We start from the raw sequence: 12,718 nt of genomic DNA on the forward strand, positions 1-12,718 counted from the left end.
ACATATCATGGGTTCATGAACCGATCGCTGAAGACTTTCGTCACCGTCCTCGTCACGCTCCTTCTCGGCAGCGCGCTGACCGCGGCCCCTGCTGCCGCGAAGGAGCCGTGGCGAACACACGAAGGAACGATCGACGGCGCGAGATACCTGGTCAAAGTGCCGAAACGCTGGAACGGCACGCTGGTGCTGTACAGCCACGGGCTCTATGTGAAGGAATGGCCGCCGGAGCGGATCCAGCTGGCCACCCGGCCGGAGACCGAGGCTTGGCTGCTCGATCAGGGCTACGCGCTCGCCGCGTCGAACTACAAGGGCGTGTTCGGGTACGTCATCGAGGAGGCGCTCATCGACCAGGTCGCGTTGCTGGACTGGTTCCAGGCCAACGTGGGGAAGCCGCGGCGGACCATCACCAGCGGGATGTCCATGGGCGCGGTGATCTCACTGAAGCTGGCCGAGGACAACCCCGGACGTTTCGACGGCGTGCTGACGCAGTGTGGCGAATACGACGCGAACGGCACCTGGAACAGCGCGCTGGACATGCTCTTCGTCCTCAAGACCCTCCTGGCGCCGGACGCGGACATCGACCTGGTCAGGCCGCGCGACCCCGAAGCCGCCCAGGCCGCGCTGTCGGCGATCGTGGCGGAAGCACAGAAGACCGACTCGGGACGCGCCCGGATCGCGCTGGCCGGGGCACTCGGCAACATCCCGGGCTGGGTCTTCGCGCACCAGCCGGAGCCGTCCGCGCCGTCGGACCGGCTCGCCCAGCAGGCGATCTGGGTCACCGCGGCCTACGTGAACGGGTACGGCCCGGCGGCACGTGCCGAAATCGAGCGCCGGGCCGGCGGGAACCCCTCGTGGAACACCGGGATCGACTACCGTCGCATGCTCGACGGCTCCGCCCGGCGCGACCTTGTCCGGCACGCCTACCGGCAGGCCGGTGGCGTGGAGCTGGCGGCCGACCTCGACCGGCTCGCCGCGGCGCCGAGGATCTCCGCGGATCCGGCGGCGGAGGCCTACCTGCGGCGCCACGCCGTGGCCGCGGGCACCACGCCGTCACCCGTGCTGACCGTGCACACCACCGGTGACGGCGGCGCCGTTTCGGATCAGACCCGCTGGTACGCCGACCAGGTCCGCCGGAACGGTGATCCGGAGCGGCTGCGCCGGACCTACGTCGAGCGGGGCGGCCACTGTTCGTTCAACGCCGCGGAGGAGATCGTCCTGCTGCGCACCCTGGTGTCCCGTGTGGACAGTGGACGTTGGCCGTCCACCGGCCCGCGTCCGCTCAACGCCGCGGCGAACGGACTCGGTCCCGATTACCGGCTGGTCCCGGAGCTGTTCAGCGAGAACTTCGACGAGAAGCCGATGGCACCGGCGTTCGTGCGGTTCACCCCGCCGGAGTTCCCGCGGCCGACCACCTGACCGCGCCCCCGCGTTCAGTCCTCTGGATGCGCGGGGAGGGTCGCTCAGTCCTTGCCGCCGCCGCTGCGGCCGATGGTCGGCGAGATGAGGACCACGCGGTCGTCACTCGACACCGGCGCGCCGCCGTCCTTGTTGACGGTTCCGGCCACCGCGAGCTGCGGGCTGATCATGCTCATACCGGCCAGGCGGCCGAAGGTCTTCGGCGGCTTCCCGGTCTTGCCGTCCAGGGAGAGGCTGGGTTTGCCGGTCACCGCGCCGTCCGGGGTGACCGGCAGGTTCTGCAGGTTCCCCGCGATCGACGTCGTCACGTACAGATAGCCGACAGCGCCGACGAAGTCCGCGCAGCCCGCCACACCGGGCTTGTCGGTCCAGCTCCACGCCGGGGTGGTGAGCGGCTGGCCGGCACTCAGGCGGTAGACGACGTCCTTGTCCGCCAGCCTGTCGGTCAGCCAGAGGCGGGAACCGGCCTGATCGCGGCACAATCCGCCGGGGGAGTGGACGCCGGTCGAGAAGACCGCCGAACCCGCCGTCGGGTTGCCCGGCGCCGGTTTGCCGGAGGTGTCGATGCGCAGGACCTTCCCGGCGAGCGACGCGGGATCGGCCGCCAGTCCGGGGTTGCCCGCGTCACCGGTGGCGACCAGGAGCGCGCCCTTGCCGTCGGTGCCGATCGCGCCGCGGTTGCCGGTGGGGCCCTTGGGGATGCCGGTCAGCACCGGTTTCGGCGCCTGCCCCTTCGCCAGCCGGACGACCCGGTTGTCGGCCGGGGTGGTGATGTAGGCGAAGACGAGCTGATCTTCCGCGAAGCCGGGGGACACCGCGAGCGAGGTGAGCCCACCGTCGCCGGAGCCGTCGACGGGGATCGTCGCCCAGGCCGCCGGCTCCTTCTCCGCGGCCGCGAGCAGGATCCGGCCGCTCTTGCGTTCACCGGCGAGGGCGCTGGGCGCGCTGCCGTCACCGGGAATCCCGGCGACGGCGGCGACGGTGTCCAGGCAGGTCGCGAGGACCGCCTTGTCGAAGTCCTTGCAGCCCTGCGGCGGCGGTACCGGCGTCGGGGTCTGGTTGGAGCCGCCGTTGCCGCGGCCGGGGCCGGAATCGCCCGCCTCGCCACCGGGGCCGACCTGCGGCGGGACCTCGGGGGATGGCGGGTTCACCGGGGTGAAGTTCTGCCCGGCGGCCGTATTGTCGAATTTGGCGCAGCCGGAAAGCAGAAGCGCGCCGCAGGCCAGCAGAGCCAGCGGCGAAGTCCATTTCCGCCGGTACCGGGTACGCACGGGTCCAGCCTAGGTGGGCACGCGTGAGCCACGGGTAAGCGGCACTGGATACCGTGGTGATCATGACCGTTACCGTCCTGGTGCCCGACGAAGAGGGTGTGGCCGCGCTTTCGGAGATCGAGGGCGTGCGTCCGGTGGTGTACCGCCGGGGAGAGCCCGCGCCCGCCGAAGCCGCCGAGGCCGAGGTCCTCGTGACCGGTGACCGGCCCAGCGAGGAACTGTGGCGCGCCCTGCCCAACGTCAAACTCGTGCAGTTGCTGGTGGCCGGGGCCGAGGACTGGATCGGCAAGATGCCGGACGGTGTCCTGCTGTCGACCTGCCGCGGCGCGCACGGCGGCAGTTCGGCGGAGTGGGTCGTCGCCGTCCTCCTGGCGATCTACCGCGGTCTCCACGATTTCTCCGACGGCCAGCGACAGCGCCGGTGGGAACGCCGGACCACCGACACCCTGCAGGGCAAGCGGGCGCTCATCATCGGGGCCGGCGACCTCGGCAGGCATCTGCGCCGTCGGCTGGAGACGTTCGACGTGCGCTGCACGATGGTCGGCACGACCGCTCGCGAGGGTGTGCACGGCGTCGCCGAACTTCCCGGCCTGCTGCCCGAGCACGACGTCACGGTCCTGATGGTGCCGCTCACCCAGCACACCCGCGGCCTGGTCGACGCGGAGTTCCTGGCCGCGATGCCGGACGGGGCGATCCTCGTCAACGTGTCGCGGGGGCCGGTCGTGAACACCGACGCGCTCGTCGCCGAACTGGCTTCCGGCCGCCTCCGCGCCGCCCTCGACGTCACCGATCCCGAGCCGCTGCCCGAGGACCATCCGCTCTGGGAGGTGCCGGGACTGCTGTTGACGCCGCATGTCGGCGGCGCGGTGAGCGGGGTGCGGCAGCGCGCCTACGCGGTGGTGGCCCGGGAACTGAGCCACTATCTGAGTGGAGAGCTGCCGAAGAACCTGGTCCATGGCGAGTACTGAACGGGGGTGACGGGCGTGGCGGATCTTCATGTCGGCTGCGCGATGTGGACGCACAAGGCGTGGGCCGGGCGGTTCCTGCCGCGATCGCTGCCCACCGGGGAGCGGCTGCGGGCCTACGCCGGCTGGTGCAACGCGGTCGAGGGCAACACCACCTTCTACGCGCCCCCGGCCAGGGACACCGTCGCGACATGGGCGCGGCAGACCGGCCCCGGCTTCCGGTTCGTGGTCAAGCTGCCCAAGACCGTCACGCACGAGCGACGGCTCACCGGTGTCGAGACCGAGATGCGGGCGTTCCTGGACGCGGTCGAACCACTCGGCGACCGGGCGGTCCTGTGGACCCAGTTGCCCGCCTCGTTCGGCCCGTCGGACGTGGACACGCTCGGGCGTTTCCTGCGCCGTCTCCCCGTGGGCGTCCGGCGCGCCGTGGAGGTGCGTCATCCCGGCTTCTACACCGACGCCCAGTCGACTTCGGTGCTGGAGCGGACCCTCGCCGCCGTGAGCACCGAGTGGGTGCCGTTCGACACCACGGTCTTCTTCCAGCGCCCGCCGACCAGCGAGATCGAACGGGAGACCTGGTCCAAGAAACCCCGGCTGCCGCGCCGGACGCGGGCGCTGACCGACCGGCCGATCGTGCGCTACCTGGGCAGGGACTCGGTCGAGGAGACCGTCGAGGGGTGGCGGCCGTGGACTGAGGTGGCCGCCGGATGGCTGCGCGAGGGCCGGTCGCCGACGATCTTCGTGCACACCCCCGACAACGACGACGCCCCGGCGCTCGCCCGCCGGTTCCACGACGACGTGCGGGCCCTGGTGCCCGGCCTCGACCCGCTACCCGAGCCCGAACCGGTCGGGCCGGCGACCCTGTTCTGAGTCGTCACGCCGGATCGCGCCGCGTCTCGGTCGCCTGACGGGCCTGTTTCCCCTACCCTTCGCGCGTGAGCGATGACTACCAGACCAGCATGATCTCGGACGTGGCCGACCCCGACGGCGGCCCGAACCCGGTGGAGACCAGGGGCGGGATCGATCTCGGTCTGCTCGTCCTGCGGGTCGTGCTCGGCGTGACCATGGGCGCGCACGGGCTCCAGCACCTCTTCGGCGCTTTCGGCGGGCCCGGGGTCGGCGGCTTCGCCAGGGTGCTCGGCAACTTCGGGTACACCAGCCAGACCACGCTGCTTTCGTGGATCACCGGGATCAGCGAGGTGCTCGGCGGCGCGCTCGTCCTGGTGGGCCTGTTCACCCCGGTCGGCGCCGCGGCGCTGCTCGGGGTGTGCGCGAACATCGTGTTCGTGAAGTTCGGCGGCGGGTTCTTCCAGAAGGAGGGGCAGGGCTTCGAGTTCGAACTCCTGCTGGGCGCGGCTTCGCTGACCGTCCTGCTCGCGGGCGCCGGGCGGATCTCGCTGGACGTCAACACGCCGTGGCGGAAGCGGCCGCTTTCGTTCGGGCTGATCGGGCTCCTGCTGACGGCCGCGGCTTCGGTCGTGGTGATCGTCCTGTGCCGCTGAGGCTTCTGAACGAGCCGCATCCAGAGGATTAAATGCGCTCGTTCCGCCCACCGCGCGTGCCATGAAAGGTCCTTTCCTTGCAAAATTTGCAAGGAAAGGACCTTTCATGGCAGCCGGATGTACCGAGTACCGGCTTACTTGTTCGGGTCGCGCACGGCGCCGGTGTCGGCGGAAGTCGCCATCCGCGCGTAGGCCCGCAGTGCGGCGGTGATCGGCCGGTTCCGGGAGACCGGCTGCCAAGGCCGCTCGCTCGCCTCCATCTTCGCGCGCCGCTCCGCGAGGACGTCCTCATCGACGAGCAGTTCGAGACGGCGCTCGTGGACGTCGAGCAGGATCCGGTCGCCGTTCTGGACCAGGCCGATCGTCCCGCCCGCGGCGGCCTCGGGCGAGATGTGCCCGACCGAGATGCCCGACGAACCGCCGGAGAACCGGCCGTCGGTGATCAGCGCGCATTTCTTGCCGAGGCCCGAGCCCTTGAGGAACGCGGTCGGGTGCAGCATCTCCTGCATCCCGGGGCCGCCCGCCGGCCCTTCGTACCGGATCACCAGCACCTCACCGGGCTGGATCTCCTTCTTGAGGATGGCCGAAACCGCCTCCTCCTGGCTTTCCAGCACCCGCGCCGGGCCCTCGAAATGCCAGAGTTCCTCGTCGATGCCCGCGGATTTGATGACCGCGCCGTTCTCGGCGAGGTTCCCGCGCAGGATCGCGAGCCCGCCGTCCTTGGTGTAGGCGTGCTCGACGTCGTGGATGCAGCCGTTCTCGGCGTCGGTGTCCAAAGAGGACCAGCGGTTCTCGGTGGAGAACGCCTCCGTGGTCCGGACCCCGCCGGGCGCCGCGTGGAACAGCTCGATCGCCCGCGCCGACGGTTCCTTCGCGCGGATGTCCCAAGTGGACAGCCAGGATTCGAGGTCCGGTGAGTGCACGGAGTGGACGTCGGTGTTCAGCAGCCCGCCGCGGTACAGCTCACCCAGGATGGCCGGGATGCCGCCGGCGCGGTGGACGTCCTCCATGTGGTAGTCCGAGTTCGGCGCGACCTTCGACAGGCACGGCACCCGGCGGCCGATGGCGTCGATGTCGTCGATGGTGAAGTCGACCTCGCCCTCCTGCGCGGCGGCGAGGATGTGCAGCACCGTGTTGGTCGAACCGCCCATCGCCATGTCGAGGGCCATCGCGTTCTCGAACGCCTTCTTCGACGCGATCGAGCGCGGGAGCGCGGTTTCGTCGTCCTGTTCGTACCAGCGCTTGCAGAGTTCGACGACCGTGCGCCCGGCGTCGGAGAACAGCGCCCGGCGGGCGGCGTGCGTGGCGAGGGTGGAGCCGTTGCCCGGCAGGGAGAGCCCGAGCGCCTCGGTCAGGCAGTTCATCGAGTTCGCGGTGAACATCCCCGAACACGAACCGCAGGTGGGGCAGGCCGAACGCTCCACAATGGACAGGCCGTCCTCGTCGACCTCGCTGCTGGCCGACGCGGCGATCGCGGTGATCAGGTCGGTGGGCGCCTGCGCGACCCCGCCGACGACCACGGCCTTGCCCGCCTCCATCGGCCCGCCGGAGACGAACACCACCGGGATGTTCAGCCGCATGGCCGCGTTCAGCATGCCCGGGGTGATCTTGTCGCAGTTGGAGATGCAGACCAGCGCGTCGGCCTGGTGCGCGTTCACCATGTACTCGACGGAGTCCGCGATGATCTCGCGCGAGGGCAGCGAGTAGAGCATTCCGCTGTGTCCCATGGCGATCCCGTCGTCGACGGCGATCGTGTGGAACTCGCGGGCGACGCCGCCCGCCTCCTTCACCGCGTCGGCCACGATCTCGCCGAGATCCTTGAGGTGCACGTGTCCCGGCACGAACTGGGTGTACGAGTTCGCGATGGCGACGATCGGCTTGCCGAAATCGCTGTCGGTCATCCCGGTGGCGCGCCAGAGTGAGCGCGCGCCCGCCGCGTTGCGGCCGTGGGTGGTGGTCCGGGAACGGAGTTGAGGCACGGCTGACTCCAAGGTGTGAGAGGGGACCAGGCGCTGCCGGGCGAACCGGCGCCAAACTGGTCCTACCAATCCTACTCCCCGGAACCCCCGCTCTTTTCCGGAGCCTTCTCCCCGGCCTCGGCGACGTCGTCCGTCAGCCCGGAAGGATCGGCCATCCGGCCCGCGCTGACCAGCGAGATCACCGGAAGATGACGGGTGCGCACGGCGGGGAGGGCGACCTTGGTCTCGTCCTTCAGCACCGCCTGCACCTTCGCCTTGTCGGTGATGGCGAGGCCCTTGAGGGCGGTCCACGGCAAGTCCCGCCGCCCGAACATCGTGCGGACTTCCAGTCCCTTCGCCGTCGCGGTCGTGCGGGTCCGGATCACGAACACCGCCAGCGCGATGGGAAAGAGGTAGAGCCATTGGAGGTACGGCACGTCGCCGAACGCGACAGGCGTCACACAGACGACGAGGAAAGCGATCGCCAGCAACGCCGTGTTCGGGATCTTGAAGACGGCCTTGCGGTCCTCGTTCGCCTGTTCCCGCTGCTTTTCTTCTGCCACGTCAAAGATGGTGCACCGCCGCCTTCCGGGCCTCGAACGCGGGTCGCGCCACGCCCCCGAGGTGTCCAGCATGCGGAATCGCCGTCCCGCAGAGTTGACACTCTTGACGGCGACCGACTAGCTTCACTCTCGTGACAACGCAGACCGGCCTCGTACTTCCCAAGCGCGTCGACGCTTAGGGAAGTCTCCGCTGCGTCGACGCGCGACCCTCGTGCGACCACTCCGGTCGGCGGGGGTTTTTTGTTGCCTGGAACAATTTCAATCGCCGAACCAGCCAATGAATACCCGAACGAGTGACTAGACAAGACGAGGCAAACAGCGATGACTAGTGCCACCTCGCGAGCTGATGCGAACTCCGGTACCGCCGGAGCACGACCCAAGCCGGCGCCGCCCGCCGGGACCCCGGTGCGGGTCACGGGCGCGCAGTCGCTCGTCCGTTCGCTCGAGGCGGTGGGCGCCGAAGTCGTGTTCGGTATTCCCGGCGGCACCATTCTCCCGGCGTACGACCCGTTGCTCGACTCGACGAAGGTCCGCCACGTCCTGGTCCGCCACGAACAGGGCGCCGGCCACGCCGCGACCGGCTACGCGCAGGCCACCGGCAAGGTCGGGGTGTGCATGGCCACATCGGGTCCCGGCGCGACCAACCTGGTCACCCCGCTGGCCGACGCGAACATGGACTCGGTCCCGGTGGTCGCCATCACCGGTCAGCAGTCCCGCGCGCTGATCGGCACGGACGCCTTCCAGGAAGCCGACATCTGCGGCATCACGATGCCGATCACGAAGCACAACTTCCTGGTCACCGACCCCATCGACATCCCGCGCACCATCGCGGAGGCCTTCCACCTCGCCTCGACCGGCCGCCCCGGCCCGGTCCTGGTGGACATCCCCAAGGACGTCCTCCAGGAGATGACCTCCTTCTCGTGGCCGACGGAGATGCGGCTGCCGGGCTACCGGCCCACGCTGCGCCCGCACGGCAAGCAGGTCCGCGAGGCCGCCCGCCTGATCAGCAAGTCGCGGCGCCCCGTCCTCTACGTCGGTGGTGGCGTGATCAAGGCCGACGCCTCGCGTCAGCTGATGGAACTGGCGGAGCTGACCGGGATCCCGGTCGTCACCACGCTGATGGCGCGCGGCGCGTTCCCCGACTCACACCCGCAGCACCTCGGCATGCCGGGGATGCACGGTTCGGTCGCCGCCGTCGCCGCGATGCAGCGCGCGGATCTGCTGATCGCCCTCGGCGCCCGCTTCGACGACCGCGTCACCGGGCAGCTGTCCTCCTTCGCCCCGGACGCCGCCATCGTCCACGCCGACATCGACCCGGCGGAGATCTCCAAGAACCGCAAGGCGGACGTGCCGATCGTCGGCGACTGCGCGGAGATCATCACCGAGCTGATCGAGGCCGTCCGCGCCGAGACCGACAAGTCCGCGAAGCCGGATCTGAAGGACTGGTGGACGCAGGTCGGTTCCTGGCGTGACGACTACCCGGCCGGCTACGAATGGCCCGAGGACGGAACCCTTTCGCCGCAGTACGTCATCGAGCGCATCGGTTCGCTCGTCGGCCCGGACGCGGTCTACACCGCGGGCGTCGGCCAGCACCAGATGTGGGCCGCGCAGTTCGTGAAGTACGAGAACCCGCGCACCTGGATCAACTCCGGCGGGCTCGGCACGATGGGCTTCGCCGTCCCGGCCGCGATGGGCGCCAAGTTCGGCGTCCCGGACAAGCAGGTCTGGGCGATCGACGGCGACGGCTGCTTCCAGATGACGAACCAGGAACTGGCCACCTGCGCCATCGAAGGCGCGCCGATCAAGGTCGCCGTCATCAACAACGGCAACCTGGGCATGGTCCGCCAGTGGCAGAACCTCTTCTACTCGGAGCGGTACTCCAACACCGACCTCGGTACCCACAAGCACCGCATCCCCGACTTCACCCTGCTCGCGGAGGCGCTCGGCTGCGCCGGGCTCCGCTGCGAGACCAAGGAGGACGTCGACGCCACCATCCGGCGCGCCATGGAGATCAACGACCGCCCCGTCGTGATCGATTTCGTGGTGGGGAAGGATGCCCAGGTGTGGCCCATGGTGGCCGCGGGCACCGGTAACGACGAAATCATGGCCGTGCGCGGGATCCGCCCGCTCTTCGACGACGACGAGGTCGCCGCCGAGGCAGAGCTGAACTCCGCCACAGAAGGAGACGCCCGATGAGCGTGCACACCCTGAGCGTTCTGGTGGAGAACAAACCCGGTGTCCTCGCGCGGGTTTCCGGACTGTTCTCCCGGCGTGGTTTCAACATCGAATCCCTCGCCGTCGGGCCCACGGAGAATCCCGAGGTGTCCCGGATGACGATCGTGGTCGCCGTTGAGGAGCTACCGCTCGAACAGGTGACCAAACAGCTCAACAAGCTGGTCAACGTCATCAAGATCGTGGAACTGGAAAAGTCCACAGCCGTGCAGCGCGAACTGCTGCTCGTCAAGGTCCGGGCCGACAACACCGTGCGCAGCCAGGTCCTCGAGACGGTTCAGCTCTTCCGCGCGAAAGTGGTGGATGTGTCCCCGGAGGCGCTCACCGTCGAAGCCACCGGCACTTCGGACAAGATCGGTGCCCTGCTGCGGATGCTGGAGCCCTATGGCATTCGCGAACTGGTCCAGTCCGGAATGGTCGCGGTCGGCCGGGGCGCCCGGTCCATCACCGCCACCTCCGCCCGTTAGAAGTCTTTAGTCAGTAAGTCAGGAAAGGAAGTAGTACCCCTCATGGCAGTGGAAATCTTTTACGACGACGACGCGGACCTTTCGATCATCCAGGGTCGCAAGGTCGCCGTGATCGGCTACGGCAGCCAGGGCCACGCGCACTCGCTCAGCCTGCGCGACTCCGGCGTCGACGTCCGCATCGGCCTGCCCGAGGGCTCGAAGTCGCGGGCCAAGGCCGAGGAGCAGGGTCTCCGCGTGCTCACCCCGGCCGAGGCCAGCGCCGAAGCCGACCTGATCATGATCCTCGCGCCCGACACCAAGCAGCGCGCCATCTACGAGAAGGACATCGAGCCGCACCTCAAGGACGGCGACGCGCTGTTCTTCGGCCACGGCTTCAACATCCGCTACGACCTGATCAAGCCGCCCGCGAACGTGGACGTCGCCATGGTCGCCCCGAAGGGCCCGGGCCACCTGGTCCGCCGCCAGTTCGTCGACGGCAAGGGCGTCCCGGCGCTCATCGCGGTCGAGCAGGACGCCTCAGGCAACGCCCAGGCGCTCGCGCTGTCCTACGCCGCCGCCATCGGTGGCGCCCGCGCGGGTGTCATCAAGACGACCTTCACCGAGGAGACCGAGACCGACCTCTTCGGCGAGCAGGCCGTCCTCTGCGGTGGCGCCTCCGCGCTGGTGCAGACCGGTTTCGAGGTGCTCACCGAGGCGGGCTACGCCCCGGAGATCGCCTACTTCGAGGTGCTGCACGAGCTGAAGCTGATCGTCGACCTCATGTACGAGGGCGGCATCGCGCGCCAGCGCTACTCGATCTCCGACACCGCCGAGTACGGCGACCTGACCCGCGGCCCGCGCGTCATCTCGCCGGCGGTCAAGGAGGAGATGAAGAAGATCCTCGGTGAGATCCAGGACGGCACCTTCGCCCGCGAATGGGTCGCCGAGGACGAGGCCGGACGGCCGAACTTCACCAAGCTCGAGGAGCAGGGCAACCAGCACCCGATCGAGGAGACCGGCAAGAAGCTGCGCGACCTGATGTCGTGGGTGGACCGGCCGATCACCGAGACCGCCTAGTTGTCACCGCGAAGGGGCCCTTCATCTCGAAGGGCCCCTTCGTTTTGCGCAGCGGAAAGCGATACTGTGGACACCATGAGTAAGCAACCGGTGGACGACAAGGCCCACATCCGGCACGAACTGGACATGAGCGACGCGAAGTGGATCCGGGCGGAGCCGGAAGGCGCCGACCTCGACGACTGCGTCGAGTACGCCTTCGTGCCGCACACCGACGGCGTCACCTACACCGCGATGCGCCAGTCCTCGAATCCGGACGGCACCGTCCTGGTGTTCACGCCCGCCGAATGGGACGCCTTCGTGAAAGGCGTCCGGGACGGCGAATTCAACCTCCCCGGCTAGCTTTCGCCTCAAACGAGGGCGAACAGTTCCTTCAGGCGTCCGGTGGCGGCCGCGATGGCGATATGGTCGGCGTAGTCACGCGATTCGACGATCAGCCCATCGCGTACGCGCAGCACGAAAATGTTGGAGACGCGGAATTCCGGGCTTTCGCCCGCCGTGCCCTGATAGTCGAACTCGCCGATCACCACTTCGGGGTCGAGGGTTTCGTGGATCACCAGATCCCGGACCTGGAAGCGGACCTCGCCCTCCTCGCCGAACTTGAAATGCTCATGCAGATCCGCCCTGCTCCTCAGCGTCTTCGCGCCGGGCAGGAAGGGGTGCGTCACATGGGTTTCTTCGGCGTAGAGCGCCGACAACTCAGTCCACGCCCCGTCCGCGACGCCGTAGACGAGCCGCTCGAAAACCCCGCGAGGGCTCTTCGGATCCGCCGTCGACGTGGGCCGTGGCGGGACAGGTGTCAGTTCCCGTTCCGCGGTTTCGAAGCTCTTCGCCAGTTCCTCCAGGCCCTCGCGCGCCGCGGTGAGGCGCAGGTAGTCGTGATAGTCCCGTGAGTGGGCGATGAGGCCGTCGCGCACGCGGAGGACCTGGACATTGGCGATGTCGAAGGATTTCCCGGTGTCGAGTACTTCGCCGATGTTGCGGTACTCGGCGATGATCACCTCTGGGTCGGTTGTCCCGTGAATCAGGACATCGGCCCGCTCCATGCGGACGTTGAACCCTCCGGAGAAGATCTTCCGCAGCGTCTCGCGACCTTCGAACCGGGACGGCACGGGCGGGCGCTGGGGATTCTCGACGACGGCGTCTTCCGCGTAGAGCTCGAACAGTTCGTCCCACCGTCGGGTGGTAACGAGTTCGGAAAGCTCGTCGAAGACGTCGCGGGGTGTGGTCATGGATCCTCCCAGTCAGACAAACGGAGTCTGTAGTCCGCCTTGACGATACGGACTGCAGA

General features: G+C 68.8%; 12 protein-coding genes. 8 read left to right on the forward strand and 4 right to left on the reverse strand.

The genetic code is table 11. The features are described 5' to 3' along the window. Positions 1-15: 15 nt before the first annotated feature. A complete protein-coding gene (locus SD37_RS09075; RefSeq protein WP_044852675.1) occupies positions 16-1,416 on the forward strand; it encodes an alpha/beta hydrolase family protein in 1,401 nt (466 codons plus the stop codon). 44 nt (positions 1,417-1,460) lie between these two features. Here SD37_RS09075 and SD37_RS09080 read toward each other — a convergent pair whose 3' ends face one another. Further along, positions 1,461-2,687, reverse strand: a complete 1,227-nt coding sequence (locus tag SD37_RS09080; protein ID WP_044852676.1) for a PQQ-dependent sugar dehydrogenase — start codon at positions 2,685-2,687, stop codon at positions 1,461-1,463. Positions 2,688-2,749: 62 nt separating this feature from the next. Between SD37_RS09080 and SD37_RS09085 the strand changes: the two genes are divergently transcribed. From SD37_RS09085 to SD37_RS09095, 3 genes are all read left to right on the forward strand, one after another. Continuing rightward, complete coding sequence (locus SD37_RS09085; RefSeq protein WP_044852836.1) at positions 2,750-3,655, forward strand: 2-hydroxyacid dehydrogenase; 906 nt, start codon at positions 2,750-2,752, stop codon at positions 3,653-3,655. A gap of 42 nt (positions 3,656-3,697) precedes the next feature. Continuing rightward, positions 3,698-4,522, forward strand: coding sequence for a DUF72 domain-containing protein (locus tag SD37_RS09090; RefSeq protein ID WP_044852837.1), 825 nt, complete (start codon positions 3,698-3,700; stop codon positions 4,520-4,522). An 89-nt stretch (positions 4,523-4,611) separates the two neighbouring features. Then, complete coding sequence (locus SD37_RS09095; protein ID WP_044852838.1) at positions 4,612-5,154, forward strand: DoxX family protein; 543 nt, start codon at positions 4,612-4,614, stop codon at positions 5,152-5,154. Between the two features lie 134 nt (positions 5,155-5,288). Here the strand turns inward: SD37_RS09095 and ilvD are convergent, their stop codons facing one another. Then, a complete protein-coding gene (ilvD, locus tag SD37_RS09100) occupies positions 5,289-7,133 on the reverse strand; it encodes a dihydroxy-acid dehydratase (RefSeq protein WP_044852677.1) in 1,845 nt (614 codons plus the stop codon). Positions 7,134-7,204: 71 nt separating this feature from the next. Beyond that, positions 7,205-7,675 carry a PH domain-containing protein gene (locus tag SD37_RS09105; RefSeq protein WP_044852678.1) on the reverse strand — a complete coding sequence of 157 codons (471 nt, stop codon included), beginning with the start codon at positions 7,673-7,675 and terminating at the stop codon, positions 7,205-7,207. A 321-nt stretch (positions 7,676-7,996) separates the two neighbouring features. Between SD37_RS09105 and SD37_RS09110 the strand changes: the two genes are divergently transcribed. The 4 genes from SD37_RS09110 (at position 7,997) to SD37_RS09125 (ending at position 11,769) form a co-directional block, all read left to right on the forward strand. Continuing rightward, complete coding sequence (locus SD37_RS09110) at positions 7,997-9,871, forward strand: acetolactate synthase large subunit (RefSeq protein ID WP_044852679.1); 1,875 nt, start codon at positions 7,997-7,999, stop codon at positions 9,869-9,871. Next, positions 9,868-10,374, forward strand: a complete 507-nt coding sequence (ilvN, locus tag SD37_RS09115) for an acetolactate synthase small subunit (protein ID WP_034315713.1) — start codon at positions 9,868-9,870, stop codon at positions 10,372-10,374. The genes SD37_RS09110 and ilvN overlap by 4 nt, the downstream gene beginning before the upstream one ends. 42 nt (positions 10,375-10,416) lie before the next feature. Beyond that, on the forward strand, positions 10,417-11,430 hold the full coding sequence (ilvC, locus tag SD37_RS09120) for a ketol-acid reductoisomerase (RefSeq protein WP_037304787.1): 1,014 nt from the start codon (positions 10,417-10,419) through the stop codon (positions 11,428-11,430). Positions 11,431-11,505: 75 nt separating this feature from the next. After that, positions 11,506-11,769, forward strand: a complete 264-nt coding sequence (locus SD37_RS09125) for a DUF397 domain-containing protein (protein WP_044852839.1) — start codon at positions 11,506-11,508, stop codon at positions 11,767-11,769. 8 nt (positions 11,770-11,777) lie between these two features. On the opposite strand, the gene SD37_RS09130 is transcribed toward SD37_RS09125, so the two are convergent. Then, complete coding sequence (locus SD37_RS09130; RefSeq protein ID WP_044852680.1) at positions 11,778-12,659, reverse strand: nuclear transport factor 2 family protein; 882 nt, start codon at positions 12,657-12,659, stop codon at positions 11,778-11,780. Positions 12,660-12,718 lie beyond the last annotated feature (59 nt).

The organism is Amycolatopsis orientalis (assembly GCF_000943515.2).
GTDB classification, from domain to species: Bacteria; Actinomycetota; Actinomycetes; order Mycobacteriales; family Pseudonocardiaceae; genus Amycolatopsis; species Amycolatopsis orientalis.

Bases quoted from the DNA above. Each gene is read 5' to 3' on its own strand.
- SD37_RS09130 (WP_044852680.1), bottom strand. From the start codon at position 12,659: ATGACCACACCCCGCGACGTCTTCGACGAGCTTTCCGAACTCGTTACC.
- SD37_RS09110 (WP_044852679.1), top strand. From the start codon at position 7,997: ATGACTAGTGCCACCTCGCGAGCTGATGCGAACTCCGGTACCGCCGGA.
- SD37_RS09095 (WP_044852838.1), top strand. From the start codon at position 4,612: ATGATCTCGGACGTGGCCGACCCCGACGGCGGCCCGAACCCGGTGGAG.
- SD37_RS09090 (WP_044852837.1), top strand. From the start codon at position 3,698: ATGTGGACGCACAAGGCGTGGGCCGGGCGGTTCCTGCCGCGATCGCTG.
- SD37_RS09085 (WP_044852836.1), top strand. From the start codon at position 2,750: ATGACCGTTACCGTCCTGGTGCCCGACGAAGAGGGTGTGGCCGCGCTT.
- ilvC (WP_037304787.1), top strand. From the start codon at position 10,417: ATGGCAGTGGAAATCTTTTACGACGACGACGCGGACCTTTCGATCATC.
- ilvN (WP_034315713.1), top strand. From the start codon at position 9,868: ATGAGCGTGCACACCCTGAGCGTTCTGGTGGAGAACAAACCCGGTGTC.
- SD37_RS09075 (WP_044852675.1), top strand. From the start codon at position 16: ATGAACCGATCGCTGAAGACTTTCGTCACCGTCCTCGTCACGCTCCTT.
- SD37_RS09125 (WP_044852839.1), top strand. From the start codon at position 11,506: ATGAGTAAGCAACCGGTGGACGACAAGGCCCACATCCGGCACGAACTG.